Source organism: Paraburkholderia sp. GV068 (assembly GCF_003058125.1).
GTDB classification, from domain to species: Bacteria; Pseudomonadota; Gammaproteobacteria; order Burkholderiales; family Burkholderiaceae; genus Paraburkholderia; species Paraburkholderia graminis.
Map to the genome: position 1 here is coordinate 14,918 of NZ_QBUB01000008.1, position 21,035 is coordinate 35,952.

A 21,035-nucleotide genomic window follows, 5' to 3' on the forward strand; every position below is an offset into this window, starting at 1 on the left:
GGCAGTTGTACCCGTATTGAAGGAATTGGGCCGGCAATTGGGGCTACAATGCCGTCGAACATCTATTCTAATCCGCACTTCGAAGCCCGCCTTATGTCGACTCCCGTCAATAGCAAACTCCGCGAAGCCGCCCTCGATTACCACGAGTTCCCGACTCCAGGGAAGCTCGCGATCTCCCCGACCAAGCAGATGATCAACCAGCGCGACCTCGCGCTGGCGTACTCGCCGGGCGTCGCGTTCGCGTGCGAGGAAATCGTCGAAAACCCGATGAATGCGGCGCGTTTCACCGCGCGCAGCAACCTCGTCGGCGTCGTCACGAACGGCACGGCGGTGCTTGGCCTCGGCAATATCGGGCCGCTCGCGTCGAAGCCGGTCATGGAAGGCAAGGCCGTGCTGTTCAAGAAGTTCGCCGGCATCGACGTGTTCGATATCGAGCTGAACGAGTCCGATCCGCACAAGCTGGTGGACGTGATCGCGGCGCTCGAGCCGACTTTCGGCGGCATCAACCTGGAAGACATCAAGGCGCCGGACTGCTTTATCGTCGAGCGCGAATGCCGCAAGCGCATGAAGATTCCGGTTTTCCACGACGACCAGCACGGCACGGCGATCGTCGTCGCGGCGGCGATCACCAACGGTCTGAAGGTGGTCGGCAAGGACATCAAGGACGTCAAGCTCGTGGCCTCCGGCGCGGGCGCGGCGGCGCTGGCGTGTCTGGACCTGCTGGTGGACATCGGCCTGCCGCTCGAGAACATTCTTGTGACCGACCTCGCGGGCGTGGTGTACAAGGGCCGGGTCGAACTGATGGACCCGGACAAGGAGCGCTTCGCGCGCGAAACCGAAGCCCGCACGCTCGCCGAAGCGATTGGCGGCGCGGACGTTTTCCTCGGGCTGTCGGCGGGCGGCGTGCTCAAGCAGGACATGGTCAAGCAGATGGCCGACAAGCCGCTGATTCTCGCTCTCGCTAACCCGACGCCGGAAATCCTGCCGGAACTGGCGCTGGAAGTGCGTCCGGACGCGGTGCTGTGCACGGGCCGCACCGACTATCCGAACCAGGTGAACAACGTGCTGGTGTTCCCGTTCCTGTTCCGCGGCGCACTCGACGCGGGCGCGACCACGGTCACGCGGGAAATGGAAATTGCCGCGGTCAACGCGATCGCGGAACTGGCGCGCCAGGAGCAGAGCGACATCGTCGCGACGGCTTACGGCATTCAGGACCTGTCGTTCGGGCCGGAATATCTGATTCCGAAGCCGTTCGATCCGCGCCTGATCGTCAAGGTCGCGCCGGCGGTGGCGAAGGCCGCGATGGATTCCGGCGTCGCCGAGCGTCCGATCGAGGACATGGAAGCGTACGAACAGCACCTGCAGCAGTTCGTGTATCACAGCGGCACGACGATGAAGCCGATTTTCCAGCTCGCGCGCGGCGTCGAGCCGGAGAAGAAGCGCATCGTGTTCGCGGAAGGCGAGGAAGAGCGCGTGCTGCGCGCGATGCAGATCATCGTCGACGAAAAGCTGGCGAAGCCGATCCTGATTGGCCGTCCGGCCGTGATCGAGCAGCGCATTGCGCGCTATGGGCTGCGGCTGGTGGCGGGTCAGGACTACACGGTCGTCAACACCGATCACGACGAGCGCTACCGCGATTTCTGGCAGGAATACTACAAGATGATGTCGCGCAAGGGCATCACGCAGCAGATGGCGAAGCTCGAAATGCGCCGCCGCACCACGCTGATCGGCGCGATGCTGGTGAAAAAGGGCGAAGCCGACGGCATGATCTGCGGCATGGTGAGCACGACGCATCGCCATTTGCACTTCATCGACCAGGTGATCGGCAAGCGCGAAGGCTGCGCTGTCTACGCCGCGATGAACGCGCTGGTGCTGCCGAATCGCCAGATTTTCCTCGTCGATACGCACGTGAACGTCGATCCGACGCCGGAACAACTGGCCGAGATCACGATCATGGCCGCCGAGGAAGTGCGCCGTTTCGGTATCGAGCCGAAGGTCGCGCTGGTGTCGCACTCGAACTTCGGATCGAGCCACGCGCCGACCGCGCAGAAAATGCGCGACACGCTGACGATTCTGCGCGAACGCGCGCCGGATCTTCAGGTGGACGGCGAAATGCACGGCGACGTCGCGCTCGACGCGAATCTGCGCCGCGAAATCCTGCCGGACTCGACGCTCGAAGGCGATGCGAACCTGCTGGTGCTGCCGAACATCGACGCGGCCAACATCTCGTACAACCTGCTGAAGACGGCGGCCGGCAACAACATCGCGATTGGCCCGATGCTGCTCGGCGCGGACAAGCCGGTGCATGTGCTGACGGCGTCCGCGACGGTTCGACGCATCGTCAACATGACGGCGCTGCTGGTCGCGGATGTGATCGCGGCGCGTTGATCGCACCGCGCTGGCTGGTTGCGTAGTAAGCACCGGCCGGCGCACGCAAACCTGCCGGCTACCTTGGCCGGCATCTCGCCCTGCAAAAAAAGAAGGCGTGTCCGCAATGGACACGCCTTAGGGCGAACAGGGGATAGCCGCCCCAAAACGGCAAACAACAGGCATCGTTACAAGAATCCCGCTTCCGAACTCCGGCGACGGAGGCCCGGCGGGCGGCTGTTTTTGCTTCGTTGGGCTAATACTAGCCCGAGTGAGCAAAATTTTCTGTCAAAAGTCGTCAAAGTGCGGCCAGCAGCGCGTCGCCGTCGATTTGAGCAATTTCGCGCGCCTGGCGAACGTTGATTCCAGGGACCATTAGCGATACCCTTACGACTTTCATGGTCGTCAAACTCGTGATCTAACCGCCGGGAATCTTGGTAAATGGCACGCAGCTGGCAGCGGATCAAGGGCGTGCTGATCGGTGCGGCTGCGCTGTGCGCTTTCTGCGGCCCCGTGCCTTACGCCTTCGCGCGCAACTACACGGCACCCGCCGGCACCGATGCACAGGCACTCGGCACTGTCACGGTGGCGCAACTGCCCCGTCAGGCGGTCGATACATTGAACTTGATTGCCGCAGGCGGGCCTTATCCATATGAAAAGGACGGCGTCGTATTCGGCAACCGCGAACGGTTGCTGCCGCCCAACCGGCGCGGCTACTACCACGAATACACCGTTCCCACGCCTCGCTCACGTAATCGGGGGGCGCGTCGCATCGTCTGCGGAGGTCCGCTGAAGCGAACCGACAATTGTTACTACTCGGACGACCACTACACCAGTTTTAATCGTATTGTTGAATGACATCGGGATGAACGGCATGAGCGACAACGTCTACGCGCACGACACCGGAGTCGCGACGGATCTTTTCGCGGCCGGCGAGGGCAACCTGTTCCAGCGCGTCATGCAAATGCGCGCGGGCGATCAGGGCCGTGAGAACCGGAGCGAGCCTGACAGTGTGGTTTCATCGAACGAGGAGCCCATGAGTCTTTTCAAGACCGTACGACCGAACATCGTACAGTCGATCCGCGCGTTCCGCGTTCAGGATCTCGCGGACGAGGCGAATCAACTAGGGCAGCACTTTCTCTATGCGTATTGCGCCAATGCGCAATCGAAGCAGGAAGTGCTCGAGACCATCGCCACCTCGTTCCTGTTTCCGAAACATTTTGGCAAGAATTACGACGCGCTCTACGATTGCCTGACCGATCTCGTCCACAAGGCCGGTGCGCAGCCAGGTTTCGTGATCGTGCTGGAGCAATTGCCCGTCGCACAGAAGTTCGATAAGGAAGGGCGGGAGACGCTGCTGGACGTGTTCCGCGAGGCCGCCGAATTCTGGGCTGAGCGCAAGGTCGCGTTCCGCGTGTTTTATTCGTTTGCCTGAATGAGCTAAAAACCCTGAGGCTTTCGCGTCCTGGCTGGATTGCAGCCGGAGCTTGTCGCCAGAACGATAAAGGCCCGCCAATTGGCGGGCCTTTATTTTGGCTTTTGCGCGGAGGCGTTGCGGCCGCTGCTGATGCCGCGGCCTTAGTCAGTGCCGCGGGCCCGGCAAGAGTCCAATCGGCCGCTCACCACCCGCCCCAGCCAGCCGCCAGCGCCGACAGCACGGCCATGCCGGCGGTTTCCGTGCGCAGCACGCGCGGTCCGAGCCCCACAGCCTGGAAGCCATGATCCATCGCGGCGGCTTCTTCGGCGGCGGAAAAACCGCCTTCCGGGCCGACCAGCACGGTGACGGGCCCCTTCGGCGGAGCCGCAGGCAAAGCCGAGAAAGGGATGCTGGCGCGCGGCGACAGCAGGATGCGCAGTTCGTCGCCGGCGGGAACGCGCGGCATCGCGCTGAGCCATGTGGCGATTTCACGCACCGGCATGACTTCGGGCAGGCGGTTGCGCCCGCATTGCTCGCACGACGCCCGCACGATGCCTTCCCAATGCGCATGCCGTCGCGCCGCGCGTTCGCCCGCCAGGCGCACCACGCTGCGCGTGGTGGTGAGCGGCACGAAGCTGGATGCGCCGAGTTCCACGGCCTTTTCGATCAGCCAGTCCATCTTGTCGCCGCTCGCAATGCCTTGGGCGAGCGTGAGCCGGTAAGGCGTTTCGACTTCGATATCGCGGAACTCGCGAATTTTTACGGTGACCGCGCGGCGTTCGATGGCGGCGAGTTCGGCGCTGTATTCACCGCCTTCTCCGTTGAAAAGCACGATGGAGTCGCCCACCTGCAAGCGCAGGACAAGGACGTGCCGAACGACGTCATCGGGAAGCTGCACGATGTCGTCGGGCGAAAGGGACGTACCGACGAAGAAGCGAGGCATCAGAAAAATACTCATTAGTTCACGAAAGGTGGCGAGCGAGCGCCCAACGGTAGCCGTCCAGATCCTCGACCTGGGCGAAGCGGTCGCCCCAGAACTGGTCCTGCGGCTCGCTCAGCGATTTTGCCCCGGCGGCGAGCGCCCGGGCGTAAACCGCGTCGACATCGTCGACATAGACATAAAACGATTGCGGCGCAATCGCGCCTGCGCTTCGCGGTGTTTTCGCGGTCGAGCCGAACGCGCCTTCCGGCGCGAACATCACGATCAGCTGGCCCTGATAGGTCATCTCGACGTGCATGACGACGCCGTCGTCCTGCACGCTGTCCCTCAACTCGAAGCCGAACGCCGCGGTGTAGAACGCGGTCGTGGCACGCGCGTCGCGCACCGTCAGATAGGGGGTCAACCAGGGCACACCGGCTGGGCGGGAGGCCGTCATGGAGTTCTCCGGATCTATGGGTTGTTGGGCGCGTGCTCGGAAGCCGGCAGCGAGTCCCGTATCGTCTGTCTATGAGATAGCGCGCACGGGCCAAGCCGAGCATTTTGCCCGGTCGTTAGCGTGCTGGCTTTAAGAATTGACCTAGTTTACCGCTGGCTGACGGCGACGCCGCAAAGAGCCCGGCGTGCGTGGCCGCGCTGTAATGCTTCAATGCGTCGATTCGACGCGCGGCGAGGCGCTCGGTCACGTCATCGGCGGTAAGTGCGGCGGGGTCGAGCGTGTCGCTGGCTGTTGCCATCATCCATAGCGAGCCGTATAGGGGGATGAAGGTGCTCATGATGCGTACGACGGCGAACGCGCGGCGCAGGTCGTCGAGCAGACCGGCAATTCTGCCGGCGTGGAAATACGGCGAGCCCAGATGGATCGACAACGCGGCAGTCGGGCTCATCACCCGCTTCAGTTGGCGGTAGAAGGCTGTCGTGTACAGGCCGGCGGCGGGCGAGTCCGGCGGCGTCAGGTCGAACACGATCAGATCGAACTGCATGGATTGCGCGTCGGCTGCTGCGGCCACGTAGTGCGCGGCGTCGCCGATTAGCAGTTCGACGCGCGGGTCGTCGAAGGCGCCGTCGTGCACGTCCGGCAAATACTCGCGCGTCAGGCGAACCACCTGTTCGTCGAGCTCGGCGACGACGATTCTTTCGATTCCGGGATGCGCGAGCAGTTGCCGCGCGGCGCCGCCATCGCCGCCGCCCAGCACGAGCGCCGCCTTCGGCGCCGGATGCGCGAGCGCCGCCGGATGCACCATGCACTCGTGATAGATGAACTCGTCGCCGGTGGACGTCATCGGGCGGCCGTCGAGCGTGAAAAGCCGGCCGAGCTGGCGCGTCTCCCACACCTCGATGCGTTGATACGGCGAGTCGACGCGCGCAAGCAGCGAAGCGTGCGGAAATCCGTAGACGACGTCGGGTGTGGGGTGGAACAGCAAAGAGTCGCTCAAGGGTCGGCCTGCATGAAAACGCGTTGAGTTACGCCGCTCAATTCTAACGACCCACGGCGTTCCTGGCCCGCCGCCACGCCCGGATCAACAGAGCTTCGACTTGGCAATGCGCACGCCGCCATGCGGCTTGGCGCACTGGGGCCGGTGCGGCCTTCTGTTAGAATGTCACGCTTTCAGCCTTGTCCGTTTGCTCTGCCCGTTTCGCGTCTTGAGGCGCCGCACCGTGCGCCGAAGCGGACTGGCCGCCGAGCTTCCGGGCCTCAAGCGCGCACCGCTTTTTGACTCTGTCTCCGGACTTGACATGACGACCCCGTCTCCCGCACCCACTTCCCTGATGGCCAACGCGATCCGCGCGCTGTCCATGGACGCCGTTCAACAAGCGAATTCCGGCCATCCCGGCATGCCGATGGGCATGGCCGAAATCGGCGTGGCCCTGTGGTCGCGCCATCTGCGCCACAATCCGAAGAATCCGCAATGGGCGGACCGCGACCGCTTCGTGCTGTCGAACGGCCACGGCTCGATGCTGCTGTACTCGCTGCTGCACCTCACCGGCTACGACCTGCCGATCAGCGAGCTCAAGAATTTCCGCCAGATGCATTCGAAGACGCCGGGCCACCCGGAATACGGCATCACGCCGGGCGTCGAAACGACCACCGGCCCGCTCGGCCAGGGCCTCGCCAATGCGGTCGGCATGGCGCTCGCGGAGTCGCTGCTCGCCACCGAATTCAACAAGCCTGACGCGAAGATCGTCGACCACCACACGTACGTGTTCGTCGGCGACGGCTGCCTGATGGAAGGCATCTCGCACGAAGCCTGCTCGCTTGCCGGCGTGCTGAAGCTGAACAAGCTGATCGCGTTCTACGACGACAACGGCATCTCGATCGACGGCGAAGTGGTGCACTGGTTCCACGACGACACGCCGAAGCGCTTCGAAGCCTACGGCTGGAACGTGATCCCGAACGTGGTCGGCCACGACGTCGACGCAGTCGACGCGGCCATCAAGCAGGCCAAGCAGTCCGACAAGCCGACGCTGATCTGCTGCAAGACCGTGATCGGCGAAGGTGCGCCGACCAAGGCCGGCAGTCACGATTCGCACGGCGCGCCGCTTGGCGAGAAGGAAATCGCGGCGACGCGCGAAGCCATCGGCTGGAAGTGGGAGCCGTTCGTGATTCCGCAGGAAGTCTATGCGGCATGGGACGCGAAAGAAGCCGGCGCGCGCTTCGAGTCCGACTGGAACAAGGCATTCGCCGCCTACGCTGCGAAATATCCGCAAGAAGCGGCTGAATTCACGCGTCGCAGCGGGAAGCAACTCCCCGCGGACTGGAAGGAAAAAGCGAAGGCGATCATCGCCGGCGCTAACGAGCGCGCGGAAACCATCGCGACTCGCAAGGCGTCGCAGCAGGCTATTGAAGGTTTGTCGGCGGTGCTGCCGGAACTGCTGGGCGGCTCGGCCGACCTGACCGGTTCGAACCTGACCAACTGGAAGGCCGCAAAGCCGGTCCGCGTGAACGAGGAAGGCCGCGCGGCGGGCAACTACGTCAACTACGGCGTGCGCGAATTCGGCATGAGCGCAGCGATCAACGGCCTCGCGCTGCACGGCGGCTTCAAGGCGTTCGGCGGCACGTTCCTGACGTTCTCCGACTACAGCCGCAACGCGCTGCGCGTCGCCGCGCTGATGAAGGCGCCGTCCATCTTCGTGTTCACGCACGATTCGATCGGTCTCGGCGAAGACGGCCCGACGCACCAGTCGGTCGAACACGTCGCGAGCCTGCGCCTGATTCCGCATTTGCAGGTGTGGCGTCCGTCGGATACGGTGGAAACGGCGGTGGCATGGACGCAGGCCGTCGAACACAACGGCCCGTCGTGCCTGATCTTCAGCCGTCAGAACCTGCCGTTCTCGGAGCGCACCGACGCGCAAATCGCCAACATCGAAAAGGGCGGTTATGTGCTGCGCGACTGGAACGACGAGATCGTCGCGCGCAAAATCATCCTGATCGCGACGGGTTCGGAAGTGGAACTGGCGCTGAACGCGGTCGAGCCGCTGGCGCGCGAAGGCATTGCGGCGCGGGTCGTGTCGATGCCGGCGACCACCGTGTTCGACAGGCAGGACGCCGAGTACCGCGAACGCGTGCTGCCGCAAGGCGTGCGCCGCGTCGCGATCGAAGCGGGCGTGACGGATTTCTGGCGCAAGTACGTGGGCCTGGAAGGCGGCGTGGTCGGCATCGACACGTTCGGCGAATCGGCCCCGGCTGGCGTGCTGTTCAAGCATTTCGGCTTCACCGTCGAGCACGTGGTGGAGACGGCTAAAGCCGCACTCGGCTGATTCAGGACAAAGCGTTGCCGCGCGTGGAAGTAACAACGCGAACGCGTGGCGACGCGGCCGGTCAGACGGAACATCGACGTATTTTTTCAGCCATCAGGAGATAGACCATGACGATTCGCGTCGCAATCAACGGCTACGGCCGGATCGGCCGCAACACGCTGCGCGCCTTCTATGAAAACGGCAAGAAGCACGATATCGAAATCGTCGCCATCAACGATCTCGGCGATGCCAAGACCAACGCCCACCTCACGCAATACGACACCGCGCACGGCAAGTTCCCGGGCGAAGTGTCGGTGGACGGCGACTACCTGGTTGTGAACGGCGACAAGATCCGCGTGCTGGCCAACCGCAACCCGGCTGAACTGCCGTGGGGCGAGCTGAACGTCGACGTCGTGATGGAATGCACGGGCTTTTTCACGACCAAGGAAAAGGCCAGCGCGCACATCAAGGGCGGCGCGAAGAAAGTCATCATCTCGGCGCCGGGCGGCAAGGACGTCGATGCAACGATCGTCTACGGCGTGAACCACAACGTGCTGAAGGCATCGGACACGGTCATCTCGAACGCATCGTGCACGACGAACTGCCTCGCGCCGCTCGTCAAGCCGCTGAACGACAAGATCGGCCTCGTGAACGGCCTGATGACGACGATCCACGCGTACACGAACGACCAGGTTCTGACGGACGTCTATCACGAAGACCTGCGCCGCGCGCGCTCGGCCACGCATAGCCAGATCCCGACCAAGACGGGTGCGGCTTCGGCGGTCGGCCTCGTGTTGCCGGAACTGAACGGCAAGCTCGACGGCTACGCGATTCGCGTGCCGACGATCAACGTGTCGGTGGTCGACCTGTCGTTCATCGCCGCGCGCGACACGACGGTCGAAGAAGTCAACGCGATCATGAAGGAAGCGTCGCAAGGCGCGCTGAAGGGCATCCTCGGCTATAACGACGCGCCGCTGGTGTCCATCGACTTCAACCACAACCCGGCTTCGTCGACGTTCGACGCTACGCTGACCAAGGTGTCGGGCCGTCTCGTGAAGGTGTCGAGCTGGTACGACAACGAGTGGGGCTTCTCGAACCGCATGCTGGATACGGCGGTTGCGCTCGCGAACGCGAAGTAAGGTTCGAGGCTTCGCTCGGGCCGCCGGAGTTGCGCCGGCGGTTCGTCCCGCGGCGCAAGATGCCGACGCAGAAAGAAGCCACTGCCGCTCCAAAGCCGCTCCACGGAGCGGCTTTTTTACGCCTGCGGAGTCGGGAAATAGACGCCGGCGCGCTGCGCGGCGTTCGAAATATGCGTCTCGATGGCTTTGCCCGCCGCGGCTGAATCGCGTGCCTTGAGCGCGTCCAGAATCGCGCGGTGCTCGGTGTACGTCGACAGCACCAGTTCGCGCCGGTAAAACGGCATGCGCTGGCTTTCCTTCATGACGTCCGCGCTGCTGCTCAGAATCGACTCAATCGCGGCGTTGCCCGCAATGCTCACAATGCGCATGTGGAAGTCGTAGTCGAGGCGCGCGGCCTCGTCGAGTTCGTCGCACGCGAGCGCCGTCTGCATGGCGGTGATGTTTTCCTCGAACCAGGCGAGGTCGGAATCGCTGACGGCGAGCGCCGCCATGCGCGCGATAAAGCCCTCCAGCGCGTAGCGCATCTGATAGGTGTCGGGCAGCGAAGACTGCGCGGCAAAGCGCCAGGACTGCGCCGCCGCCGACGCCTGCGCGCGCTCCACGTACACGCCTTTGCCGGGCCTGATCACGAGCAGCCCGAGCGCCTCGAGCGTGGACAGCGCCTCGCGCAGCGACGCGCGGCTGATCGCCAGTTCTTCCGAAAGCTGGCGCTGCGCCGGCAGCAGGCTGCCCACCGGATAAACGCCCGCTTCGATGCGCTCGCGAATGGTCGCGATGGCGGCATCGGTGACGGTGTGCGGGACATTTCTCATCGGAATTCACCTCGAAGCGCGGTCTGACCGGCATTGTAGTACGCGGCCCAGCGGATGGCGAATTAACGACGAACAGCCTGCGCCGCGAACCGCACAAGCAAGCGACAAAGCGCGGGTAAACACCGTTTCAAGACGCCTTGACGTCAGTATATCGGCTTCCTACTATCCACCATAACAGGTCTGGTCGGACCAGTCTGAACAGATGGACATCCACCTCAGGAGGAAGCCGTGCTGAAGTTTCTCAATTCGCTGTTTGGCCGGGTCGTCATAGCGCTTCTGATCGGCGTCGCGATCGGCGCGCTCTACCCGCAGTTCGCGCAATCGCTGCGTCCGCTCGGCGACGGTTTCCTCAAGCTGATCAAGATGGTGATCGGTCCGATCGTGTTTTGCGTCGTGGTGAGCGGGATGGCGCACGCGGGCGATCTGCGCAAGGTCGGCCGCGTCGGCCTGAAGGCGGTGATCTACTTCGAGGTGATGACGACGATCGCGCTCGTGATCGGCGCGGTGCTGGCCTACACAACGCGTCCTGGCGCCGGCATGAACATCGACCTCCATTCGCTCGATCCGGCGTCGCTCTCCACCTACACGGAGCACGCGAAGAGCCTCAAGGACACGGCCGGTTTTCTGCTGAAGATCATTCCGGACACTGCGTTCAACGCGTTCGCCACCGGCGACATTCTGCAGATTCTGGTCTTTTCGGTGCTGTTCGGCTCGGCGCTTTCGTTGCTCGGCAGCAAAGGGCAGCGCGTGGGCAGCATGATCGACGAACTCGCGCAGGTGTTCTTCCGCGTGATGGGTTTCATCATCAAGCTCGCGCCGCTCGGCGTGCTCGGCGCGATTGCCTTTACGACCGGCAAGTACGGCGTCGAATCGCTCAAGCAGCTCGGCATGCTGGTGCTGGTGTTCTACGCGAGCTGTGTCGTGTTCGTGGTGGTCGTGCTGGGCGTCGTCATGCGGCTCGCGGGCTTCAGCATTTTCAAGCTGATCCGTTATCTGCGCGAAGAGTTGTCGATCGTGCTCGGCACCGCTTCTTCCGATGCCGTGCTGCCACAAGTCATGCGCAAGCTCGAATGGATGGGCGTGAAGGATTCGACGGTCGGTCTCGTGATTCCGACCGGCTACTCGTTCAATCTCGACGGCTTTTCGATCTATCTGACGCTCGCGGTGCTGTTCATCGCGCAGGCGACCAACACGCCGCTTTCCACGCACGATCTGATCGTGGTCGTGCTGGTGTCGCTCGTGACGTCGAAGGGCGCGCACGGCATTCCCGGCTCCGCGATCGTCATTCTGGCGGCGACGCTGTCCGCGATTCCGGCGATTCCCGTGCTTGGGCTCGTGCTGATTCTTCCCGTCGACTGGTTCGTCGGCATTGCCCGCGCGCTGACCAACCTGATCGGCAACTGCGTGGCGACGGTGGTCGTCGCCGTGTGGGAGAAGGACATCGACCGGGCGCGCGCGCATCGCGTGCTGAATGGCGATGCGGATTTCCGCTATGTCGCCGGCGGCGAGGAAGCTGCTGTCGAACCCGTCAGCGGTCATAGCGGCGCGCCCGCTGTTTGAGGGCGGCTTTAAGGGCAGCACGAAGGGCAGCACAAATGGCGGCGCGTGGGCGAGACCTTGAAGCGAGCGAACCACGCCGCCTCGCGCCGGCCGGTTTGGCCAGGCCGCGGGCAGAGCCACCGCTCGCTACCGTTGCTGTCCGCGAAGCCCGCTCGCACGCTCGCCTGACGCTTCCCGATTCCGCGCCCCACGCCGCACGTTTTCTCCGCCGACAAACCCGCTGGACCGCCGGCGCATCTCCAACTTCACGTCGCTTGACTGAAAACCATGGCTAATCCGATCCTCGACCCGAATGCTCCCGCCTTCACCCGCCGCTACATGAATCTCGCCGATCCGCGGCTCGGCGCAAAGGCGCTCTTCGCCAGCGACGAATTCTTCGCGCCGAAAGAACGCATGCTCGATCCGCAGCCGGCGGTGTTCATCCCCGGAAAATACGACGACCACGGCAAATGGATGGACGGCTGGGAAACCCGCCGCAAGCGCACGAGCGGCCACGATTTTTGCGTGATCCGCCTCGCGCGGCCGGGCGTCGTGCACGGCGTCGATCTGGACACGAGCCACTTCACCGGCAATTTTCCGCCGGCGGCGTCGATCGACGCCTGTCACGCGGACGGCGACGTGCCGCCCGACAATGCCGACTGGCAAACGCTGGTTCCCGCGACGACGCTCCAGGGCAACCAGCACCATTACGTCGAAGTGAACGACGCGCGTGCCTTCACTCACTTGCGCGTGAACCTGTACCCGGACGGCGGCCTCGCGCGTTTGCGCGTGTACGGCCACCCCAGGCGCGACTGGGAACGCGTGGAGCGCGGCGCGCTGCTGGACCTCGCGGCGATTGAAAACGGCGCGTATCTGGTCGCCGCCAACAACCAGCATTTCGGCCCCGCCTCGCAGATGCTGATGCCCGGCCGCGGCGTCAACATGGGTGACGGCTGGGAGACGCGGCGCCGCCGCGAGCCGGGCAACGACTGGGCGATCGTCGCGCTGGCGCGGCCGGGCGTGATCCGCAAAATCGAAGTGGATACCGCGCATTTCAAGGGCAATTTCCCGGATCGCTGCTCGTTGCAGGCCGCGCGCGTCATCGGCGGGACCGACGATTCGCTCGTCACGCAAGCGATGTTCTGGCCCGTGCTGCTCGACGAGCAGAAGCTGCAGATGGATCACGTTCACACGTTCGCGGACGGCCTCGCGTCGCTCGGGCCGGTCACGCACGTGCGTTTCAATATCTTCCCCGACGGCGGCGTGTCGCGGCTGCGCCTGTGGGGCGAGATCGCGTAAATGGAGCGTCACGCATGAAGACCCCGGAAGCGGCTTTGAAACCGACATTGCAACTGCAGCGTCTGACGCGCGAGGCGTTCGCGCCGTTTGGCGACGTGATCGAACTCGAAGGCGCGCGTCATTTTCCGATCAACGGCGGCACGACCGAGCGCTATCACGACCTCGCGCGCGTCGACGTGGCGGACGACGGCGGGCGGCCGCTCGTCAACCTGTTCCGGGCGCAGCCGCATGCGTTGCCGCTCGACATCGCAATGATGGAGCGGCACCCGCTCGGCAGTCAGGCTTTCATTCCGTTGACGCCGTGCCGCTATCTGATCGTCGTCGCGCCGGCCGGCGAGCTCGATTGCACGCAGATGCGCGGCTTCTGGACCGACGCCTGGCAGGGCGTCAATTATGCGAAGGGCGTCTGGCATCATCCGCTTCTCGCGCTTGATCGCGTGAGCGATTTTCTCGTCGTCGATCGCGGCGGTGAGGGGCGCAATTGCGACGAGCAGATGTTGCTGCAGCCGTGGCGGCTCGTGTTCGCGGAGAGCGTCGAAATATCGGCGTAAGCGCTGAAGTAAGCAAGTGAAATGCAGTAGCGCAACGCACCGCTTTTCATTCGACGAAAAAATGGCCCGGCCGATTCACCACCGTCCGGGCCATTCTGTGCTTATCGCTCAATTTCCGACCGCGCCCCCCGACACGGCCGATGCCACGTCAATGCTTGCGATGCGGGCAATTTTCCTTCGTGCAGGCACCGTACAGCGCCAACGCGTGTTCCTGCAGCTTGAAGCCGCGTTCCTTCGCAATGGACTGCTGACGATTCTCGATTTCCGAGTCGAAAAACTCTTCCACGAGGCCGCAATCGAGGCACACCAGATGGTCGTGGTGCGACCCTTCGTTCAGTTCGAACACCGCCTTGCCCGATTCGAAATTGCTGCGCGACAGCAGGCCGGCCTGCTCGAATTGCGTCAGCACGCGATAAACGGTGGCAAGACCGATATCGAGTTCTTCGTGCAGGAGATTGCGGTACACGTCTTCGGCCGTCAGGTGACGGACGGGGCTGTGCTGAAAAATCTCAAGGATTTTGAGGCGCGGAAGGGTCGCCTTGAGCCCGATATTCTTGAGATCGGTTGGATTGGTCATGACAAGGGATCCCTAGAGTACAATGCTGGGCTCTCATAGTAATGTGTTTTTGCCGTTCTGGTCATCTTCGATGGAATGAAACTCGCGCGGCTCGTCAGCGGGCCCGCACGGTGAGTGAAATGATTTCAAAATCTCAATTGATCTACCGGGGGAGCCGCATGCGGGGTACCTTGATCGCTGTTGCGGCTGTCGCGATTCTCGCAGGATGTTCCACGTACGACAGCCTCACGCAGCGGATTGCTCAAAGCATCACGCCGTACCGGATTACCGTTGTGCAAGGCAACTTCGTCTCGAAAGAAGCTGCCTCGCAAATGCAGGTGGGCATGTCGCGCGCGCAGGTGCGTCAGTTGCTCGGCACGCCGCTTCTGGCCGACATGTTCCACGCTGACCGCTGGGACTACGTGTTCTATTTCAAGCGCGGCTCGACCAACGTCGTGCAGCAGCGCGACTTCATCGTCCTGTTCGCCGGCGACCGCGTCGCGAGCTGGAGCGGCGGCGAAGATCTGCCGTCGAACCTCGAACTGCTCGCCGAAATCGACGGCGACAAGCGCGGCAAGAAGGCAGCGGTGCCTAACGTAGCAAGCAGCGCTGCGGGCGCAAGTGCGCCGGTCGCCGCTGCGGCCCCGGTCAACGTGGACACCACGCGCTCGCCGTCCGTCGAGGGTGCAGCGGCCGCCGCCGCGCCGTCCACCGACGCGAACGCCGAAGCCGCACAAGCCGCCAATCGTGCGACGAATGCCGTGCAGGCGCCGTCGCGCAATACGCGCTCGTCGGTGCGCTCAACGGCGCCAACCGCGAATGCCGGCGGCGTGCCGCCGCAAGGCGCCACGTCCGCTGGTCAGCCGCAGTTCCAGTTCCATCGTCCGCCGCCTCCCGCGCCGTCGTCGCAGGACAATCCGGTCGGGCCGAGCGGTTCGTCGCAAAGCGGCAGCAGCCCGACGTACAACGCACCGTTGACCGCGCCGTCCACTTCGGGAACGAGCCAGTAATATCGTTGTCCTTGTTTTAGACGGTAGCCCCGCAAGCGCCCGCTGCAACGCGACTTCTTGCATTGCGTCGCGCATGAAGCCAGGTTGCGCGGCGCCGTCCGGTTCTCTGCTGTTCCAGTCATGCGCGGCGCGAGGGCGTGCTGCCCGCCGCCGCTTTTGCCCGCGCTTGCCGGGCCGTTCTTTCGAACCCTCGTAGCCATGAAAATTGCGATTGCTGGCGCATCGGGCCGTATGGGCCGCATGCTCATCGAAACGGTTCTTAACGATTCCGACGCCACGCTGTCCGGCGCGCTCGACCGTCCAGGTTCGCCGCAACTCGGTCAGGACGCCGGCGCTTTTGTCGGCAAACAGACGGGCGTCGCGCTGACGGACGACATCGAGCGCGTGTTCGCCGAGTCCGACTATCTGATCGACTTCACGCGCCCGGAAGGCACGCTCGTGCATCTCGAAGCGGCGCAGCGCCACAACGTGAAAATGGTGATCGGCACGACCGGCTTCGACAACGCGCAGAAGGCGCAATTGCGCGCCGCGGCGGACAACGTCGCGATCATGTTCGCGTCGAATATGAGCGTGGGCGTGAACGTCACGCTGAAGCTGCTCGAATTCGCGGCGAAGCATTTCGCCACCGGCTACGACATCGAGATCATCGAGGCGCATCACCGTCACAAGGTCGACGCGCCGTCGGGCACCGCGCTCACCATGGGCGAGGTGATCGCGAATGCGCTAGGCCGCAATCTCGACGACTGCGCCGTCTACGGCCGCGAGGGCGTGACGGGCGAACGTGATCCGTCCACCATCGGCTTTTCGGCGATTCGCGGCGGCGACATCGTCGGCGATCATACGGTGCTGTTTGCGGGCATCGGCGAGCGCATTGAAATCACGCACAAGTCGGCGAGCCGTCTCTCGTACGCGCAGGGCGCGCTTCGCGCCGTGCGTTTCCTCGAGGGCCATCAGACCGGCTTCTTCGACATGCAGGACGTGCTCGGCTTGCGCTAGGCACAGTCCGGCACATTCTTTCGACGAGGCCAGATGGCAGGCGGCAGCGGCATCATCCATTACCTTCAAACGAGCGACGCGATCACGCATGGCGTCGCCTATGTGCTGTTGGCGATGTCGGTGGCGAGCTGGTGCTTTCTGATCGTCAAGAGCTGGGTGCTCGTGCGCGCGAAACGCCAGGCGACGCGTGCGATTGCGCGCTTCTGGCAGGCGCCTACGCTCGCTGAAGGCGTCGCCGCACTGAAGCGCGCCGACCGCGAGCGCGTCTTCTCGCCGCTCGCCGAAGCGGCGCTCCATGCCGCCGAGGTCGATATTCCCGGCGCGTTGCTTGCGCGCGTCGAGCGCGGCGAGCGGGTGCTGAGAGCGCTGCGCCAGGCGCTCAGTGCGTCGCAACGGCGGCTGGAATTCGGGCAAGTGCTGCTCGCTTCGGTCGGCAGCACGGCGCCTTTCGTCGGGCTGCTCGGCACCGTGTGGGGCATTTATCACGCGCTCGGCAGTATCGCGGCGAGCGGGCAGGCACAGATCGAAAACGTCGCGGGCCCGGTCGGCGAGGCGCTCATCATGACTGCCTTTGGCCTCGTGGTCGCGATTCCTGCGGTGCTCGCCTACAACGTGCTCGGGCGTCTCGTGCGGCAGTTGTCGGAGGAACTCGACGGCTTCGCGCACGATCTGCACGCGTACGTCTGCGCGCCCGCCGGCCAGCCGCAAGCGCCGCTGCGCGGGCAGCAGGCCGCCGCTCAGCAAGCTCACTGAGCGCAGCGCGGGGAGGCGACATGGCATTCGGCGGACTCGAGAAAAAGCAGACGGCCGCGCCGATGGCCGAGATCAACATGACGCCGTTGATCGACGTGATGCTCGTGCTGCTCGTGATCTTCATCATTACCGCGCCTTTGTTCACGCACGCTATCCGGCTCGATCTGCCGAAGGTCGCCGCGGCGCCGGCGCGCGAAACGCCGCAAACCATTTCGCTTTCAATCGACGCCGCGGGCAAGCTCTACTGGAACGGCAGCCTCATCACGCTCGAACAGATGCGCAGCCGCTTCGCGCAGGCGGCGAAAGCGGCGGAAGCGAGTGAATCCGTGCAGAACGGCGACGCCGGCAAAGCCACTGGCCAGCCCGAAATCCACCTGCACGCCGAGCGCAACACGCGCTACGAGGTGATCGCGCAGGTGATGGGCGCCGCGCAGCAGGCCGGTCTCGAGCGGATCGGTTTCGTGACGGACCCGCCGCCGGCCGCGCGGCAGTAAGCGCGCGGCTTCAGAGCGCGGCGCAGCCGTCCGCGAACGGTATAATCAGCCCTTTCCCCCGCAGAAGGGGAAACGACGCCATTTCATCCAGCAAAAGCACCAAAGCAGCATAGCGGCCGGTGCGGAAGCACCGAACCCAGCGACCCATCACACCATGCACGAAAAATACGTTCCCTCCGACGTCGAATCCGCCGCGCAAGGGCAATGGCGCGCCATCGACGCGTACAAGACGACGGAAACCACCGACAAGCCCAAGTTCTATTGCGTCTCGATGCTGCCGTATCCGTCGGGCAAGCTGCACATGGGGCACGTGCGCAACTACACGATCAACGACGTGATGTACCGCTATCTGCGGATGAACGGCTACAACGTGCTGATGCCGATGGGCTGGGACGCGTTCGGCATGCCCGCGGAAAACGCGGCGATGGCGAACAACGTGCCGCCGGCCAAGTGGACCTACGACAACATCGCTTACATGAAGAAGCAGATGCAGTCGATGGGTCTGGCGATCGACTGGTCGCGCGAAGTCGCCACCTGCAGCCCCGACTACTACAAGTGGAACCAGTGGCTGTTCCTGAAGATGCTGGAAAAGGGCATCGCGTACAAGAAAACCGGCACCGTCAACTGGGACCCGGTCGATCAAACCGTGCTCGCGAACGAGCAGGTGATCGACGGCCGCGGCTGGCGCTCGGGCGCGCTCGTCGAAAAGCGCGAAATCCCGATGTACTACATGCGCATCACGCAGTACGCGGACGAACTGCTGAACGATCTCGAAGGTCTCGGCTGGCCCGAGCGCGTGAAGATCATGCAGCAGAACTGGATCGGCAAGAGCTTCGGCGTGAACTTCGGCTTTCCGTATGAAATCGACGGCGAACAGAAGCTGCTGCGTGTGTTCACCACGCGCGCCGACACGATCATGGGCGTGACGTTCTGCGCGATCGCCGCCGAGCATCCGCTCGCCACGCGCCTCCTGAAAGACAAGCCGGAGTTGCAGGCTTTCATCGACGAATGCAAGCGCGGCGGCGTCGCCGAAGCCGACGTCGCGACGATGGAAAAGAAGGGCATGGCCACCGGCTTCTACGTCACGCATCCGCTGACGCAGGAACGGGTCGAAGTGTGGATCGGCAACTACGTGCTGATGAGCTACGGCGAAGGCGCGGTGATGGGCGTGCCGGCGCACGACGAGCGCGACTTCGCGTTTGCGAAGAAGTACGGTCTGCCGATCAAGCAGGTGGTGGCGGTCGAAGGCAAGGAATTTTCGACAGACGCGTGGGAAGAATGGTACGGCGAGAAGACGGGCACGCTCGTCAACAGCGGCAAGTACGACGGCCTCGATTACGAACAGGCGGTGGACGCGATCGCCGCCGACCTGAAAGCGCTCGGCCTCGGCGACAAGCAGATCACCTGGCGTCTGCGTGACTGGGGCGTGTCGCGCCAGCGCTATTGGGGCACGCCGATTCCGATTATCCATTGTCCGAAGTGCGGCGACGTGCCGGTGCCGGAAAAAGATCTGCCGGTGGTGCTGCCTGAGGACCTCGTGCCGGACGGCACGGGCAATCCGCTCGCGAAGTCCGAAGCGTTCGTGAACTGCGCCTGCCCGGCTTGCGGCGGCGCGGCCAAGCGCGAAACCGACACGATGGACACGTTCGTCGATTCGTCGTGGTACTTCTACCGCTACGCGTCGCCGGATGCGAAGACGATGGTCGACGAGCGCACCGATTACTGGGCGCCGATGGACCAGTACATCGGCGGTATCGAGCACGCGATTTTGCACCTGTTGTACTCGCGCTTCTGGGCCAAGGTGATGCGCGATCTGGGTCTCGTCAAGTTCGGCGAGCCGGCCAGGAACCTGCTCACACAGGGCATGGTGCTCAACGAAACCTACTATCGCGAAGACGCGACGGGCAAGAAGACCTGGTACAACCCGGCAGACGTGACCGTCTCGTTCGACGACAAGGGCCGCCCGGTCGGCGCCGTGCTGAACTCGGACGGCGAGCCGGTCGTGCTCGGCGGCGTCGAGAAAATGTCGAAGTCGAAGAACAACGGCGTCGATCCGCAATCGCTGATCGATCAGCACGGCGCGGACACCGCGCGTCTGTTCGTCATGTTCGCCGCGCCGCCCGAGCAGCAGCTCGAATGGTCGGGCTCGGGCGTGGAAGGCGCGAGCCGCTTCCTGCGCCGCGTCTGGAATTTCGCTCAGGCGAACGAAGCCGCGTTGCGCGCGGGCGGGCAGTTCGACGCCGCGCAATTGGGCGACGCCGACAAACTGCTGCGCCGCGAAGTCTATAGCGTGCTGAAGCAGGCCGACTTCGACTACCAGCGTCTGCAGTACAACACCGTGGTGTCGGCCGCGATGAAAATGCTCAACGCGCTCGACGGCGCGAAGGGCGCGCTGCCGGGCGTACTGCGCGAAACGTACAGCGTGATGCTGCGCGTGCTGTATCCGGTCGTGCCGCACCTGACGTTCCAGCTCTGGCAGGAACTCGGTTATGCCGACGAATTCGGTTCGCTGCTCGACGCGCCGTGGCCGAAGGTCGATGAAAAAGCGCTCGAGCAATCGGAGATCGAACTCGTGCTGCAGGTGAACGGCAAGGTGCGCGGCGCGCTGACGGTGGCGAAAGACGCGTCGCGTGAATCGATCGAACAGCTCGCGGCCGCGCACGAAATGGTCGCGAAGTTCAGCGAAGGCAAGGCGCCGAAGAAGATCGTCGTCGTGCCGGGCCGTCTCGTGAACGTGGTCGTTTGACGACACAGCAACACCTGCCGGCCGGCAACGCGCCGCCTCGCGCGGCGTCGCTTGCCGAGCGCCGGAAATCCACTGCGAACCAGGAGCCAATGTGACTCGCAGATCGCTTTTTGTAACGCTGGCTTGCAGCGTATTGATGTTGTCCGCATGCGGCTTCCAGTTGCGCGGTCAGCAGGACTATGCGTTCAAACGCCTCTTCATCGCGGGCGGCTCGCCGGCCGCGGGCGCGCGGCTCACGCGCATGGTGCAGGGCGGCAGCGACACGGTGGTGGTGAAGTCGGTGGCCAACGCGGACGCGACGTTGCAAATCACCGAAAGCCGCGGCACGAGCACGCTGACGCTGAATTCGCTGGGCGTCGTCTCCGAGTATCAATTGAACCTTGCGATGAACTACACGCTGATCGGCAAGGACGGCACCGTGCTGATTCCGCCGAGCGTGATCGCGTTGAACCGCGCGATGACCTATAGCGACAAGTACTCGCAGGCGAAGACCGCCGAGTCGGAAATCCTTTTTGCCGACATGGAAAACGACGCGATCGACCAGCTCACGCGACGTCTGTCGAGCGTGCGTTCGATGCATCCGGCGCCGGGCGAGCAGGTGCCCGGCGTCGTGCCGCGCGCGCCGTTGCCGCCGCCGCCGCTGTGAGCGGCGGGCACGTCGACCTGACCGGACATCAGCAT

General features: G+C 63.9%; 19 protein-coding genes. 14 read left to right on the top strand and 5 right to left on the bottom strand.

The window, feature by feature from the left end:
- Positions 1-48 precede the first annotated feature (48 nt).
- From C8K18_RS17375 to C8K18_RS17385, 3 genes are all read left to right on the top strand, one after another.
- A complete protein-coding gene (locus tag C8K18_RS17375; RefSeq protein WP_029971476.1) occupies positions 49-2,388 on the top strand; it encodes an NADP-dependent malic enzyme in 2,340 nt (779 codons plus the stop codon).
- Positions 2,389-2,808: 420 nt separating this feature from the next.
- Positions 2,809-3,225: a ribonuclease gene (locus tag C8K18_RS17380; protein WP_006051886.1), complete on the top strand. Its 417-nt coding sequence runs from the start codon at positions 2,809-2,811 to the stop codon at positions 3,223-3,225.
- A gap of 7 nt (positions 3,226-3,232) precedes the next feature.
- Complete coding sequence (locus tag C8K18_RS17385; protein WP_029971475.1) at positions 3,233-3,802, top strand: barstar family protein; 570 nt, start codon at positions 3,233-3,235, stop codon at positions 3,800-3,802.
- Between the two features lie 184 nt (positions 3,803-3,986).
- On the opposite strand, the gene C8K18_RS17390 is transcribed toward C8K18_RS17385, so the two are convergent.
- The 3 genes from C8K18_RS17390 to speE all read right to left on the bottom strand — a co-directional run bounded on the left by C8K18_RS17390 (position 3,987) and on the right by speE (position 6,157).
- The gene (locus tag C8K18_RS17390) at positions 3,987-4,727 is read right to left on the bottom strand and encodes a 16S rRNA (uracil(1498)-N(3))-methyltransferase (protein WP_006051888.1); all 741 of its coding nucleotides are present in this window, start codon (positions 4,725-4,727) and stop codon (positions 3,987-3,989) included.
- A gap of 19 nt (positions 4,728-4,746) precedes the next feature.
- Positions 4,747-5,160, bottom strand: a complete 414-nt coding sequence (locus C8K18_RS17395) for a glyoxalase/bleomycin resistance/extradiol dioxygenase family protein (RefSeq protein WP_006051889.1) — start codon at positions 5,158-5,160, stop codon at positions 4,747-4,749.
- Between the two features lie 115 nt (positions 5,161-5,275).
- On the bottom strand, positions 5,276-6,157 hold the full coding sequence (gene speE / locus C8K18_RS17400) for a polyamine aminopropyltransferase (protein ID WP_107708549.1): 882 nt from the start codon (positions 6,155-6,157) through the stop codon (positions 5,276-5,278).
- A 301-nt stretch (positions 6,158-6,458) separates the two neighbouring features.
- Here speE and tkt point away from each other — a divergent pair, with 301 nt between their 5' ends.
- Together tkt and gap are read left to right on the top strand one after the other, a co-directional pair.
- Positions 6,459-8,480, top strand: a complete 2,022-nt coding sequence (gene tkt / locus C8K18_RS17405) for a transketolase (protein WP_006051891.1) — start codon at positions 6,459-6,461, stop codon at positions 8,478-8,480.
- Positions 8,481-8,587: 107 nt separating this feature from the next.
- Positions 8,588-9,598, top strand: a complete 1,011-nt coding sequence (gene gap, locus C8K18_RS17410) for a type I glyceraldehyde-3-phosphate dehydrogenase (protein ID WP_006051892.1) — start codon at positions 8,588-8,590, stop codon at positions 9,596-9,598.
- Positions 9,599-9,714: 116 nt separating this feature from the next.
- Here gap and C8K18_RS17415 read toward each other — a convergent pair whose 3' ends face one another.
- Positions 9,715-10,410, bottom strand: a complete 696-nt coding sequence (locus C8K18_RS17415; protein WP_107708551.1) for a FadR/GntR family transcriptional regulator — start codon at positions 10,408-10,410, stop codon at positions 9,715-9,717.
- Positions 10,411-10,638: 228 nt separating this feature from the next.
- Here C8K18_RS17415 and C8K18_RS17420 point away from each other — a divergent pair, with 228 nt between their 5' ends.
- The 3 genes from C8K18_RS17420 (at position 10,639) to C8K18_RS17430 (ending at position 13,799) form a co-directional block, all read left to right on the top strand.
- Positions 10,639-11,970, top strand: coding sequence for a C4-dicarboxylate transporter DctA (locus C8K18_RS17420; RefSeq protein WP_107708553.1), 1,332 nt, complete (start codon positions 10,639-10,641; stop codon positions 11,968-11,970).
- 267 nt (positions 11,971-12,237) lie between these two features.
- Positions 12,238-13,248 (top strand): allantoicase, encoded by a 1,011-nt coding sequence (gene alc / locus C8K18_RS17425; RefSeq protein ID WP_006051895.1) that lies wholly within the window; start codon positions 12,238-12,240, stop codon positions 13,246-13,248.
- Positions 13,249-13,262: 14 nt separating this feature from the next.
- Entirely contained in the window at positions 13,263-13,799 is a 537-nt protein-coding gene (locus tag C8K18_RS17430; RefSeq protein ID WP_107708555.1) for an ureidoglycolate lyase, read from the top strand.
- A 148-nt stretch (positions 13,800-13,947) separates the two neighbouring features.
- Here C8K18_RS17430 and fur read toward each other — a convergent pair whose 3' ends face one another.
- Positions 13,948-14,376: a ferric iron uptake transcriptional regulator gene (gene fur / locus C8K18_RS17435; protein ID WP_006051897.1), complete on the bottom strand. Its 429-nt coding sequence runs from the start codon at positions 14,374-14,376 to the stop codon at positions 13,948-13,950.
- A gap of 158 nt (positions 14,377-14,534) precedes the next feature.
- Here fur and C8K18_RS17440 point away from each other — a divergent pair, with 158 nt between their 5' ends.
- From C8K18_RS17440 to lptE, 6 genes are all read left to right on the top strand, one after another.
- Positions 14,535-15,365, top strand: a complete 831-nt coding sequence (locus C8K18_RS17440) for an outer membrane protein assembly factor BamE (RefSeq protein ID WP_107708557.1) — start codon at positions 14,535-14,537, stop codon at positions 15,363-15,365.
- A 198-nt stretch (positions 15,366-15,563) separates the two neighbouring features.
- Positions 15,564-16,361, top strand: a complete 798-nt coding sequence (gene dapB, locus C8K18_RS17445; RefSeq protein WP_044021887.1) for a 4-hydroxy-tetrahydrodipicolinate reductase — start codon at positions 15,564-15,566, stop codon at positions 16,359-16,361.
- Between the two features lie 33 nt (positions 16,362-16,394).
- On the top strand, positions 16,395-17,114 hold the full coding sequence (locus tag C8K18_RS17450) for a MotA/TolQ/ExbB proton channel family protein (RefSeq protein ID WP_006051901.1): 720 nt from the start codon (positions 16,395-16,397) through the stop codon (positions 17,112-17,114).
- Positions 17,115-17,134: 20 nt separating this feature from the next.
- Positions 17,135-17,608, top strand: coding sequence for a biopolymer transporter ExbD (locus C8K18_RS17455; RefSeq protein ID WP_107708558.1), 474 nt, complete (start codon positions 17,135-17,137; stop codon positions 17,606-17,608).
- A gap of 154 nt (positions 17,609-17,762) precedes the next feature.
- Positions 17,763-20,354: a leucine--tRNA ligase gene (leuS, locus tag C8K18_RS17460; protein WP_107708560.1), complete on the top strand. Its 2,592-nt coding sequence runs from the start codon at positions 17,763-17,765 to the stop codon at positions 20,352-20,354.
- Between the two features lie 91 nt (positions 20,355-20,445).
- Positions 20,446-21,000, top strand: a complete 555-nt coding sequence (gene lptE, locus C8K18_RS17465; RefSeq protein WP_029971464.1) for an LPS assembly lipoprotein LptE — start codon at positions 20,446-20,448, stop codon at positions 20,998-21,000.
- Positions 21,001-21,035 lie beyond the last annotated feature (35 nt).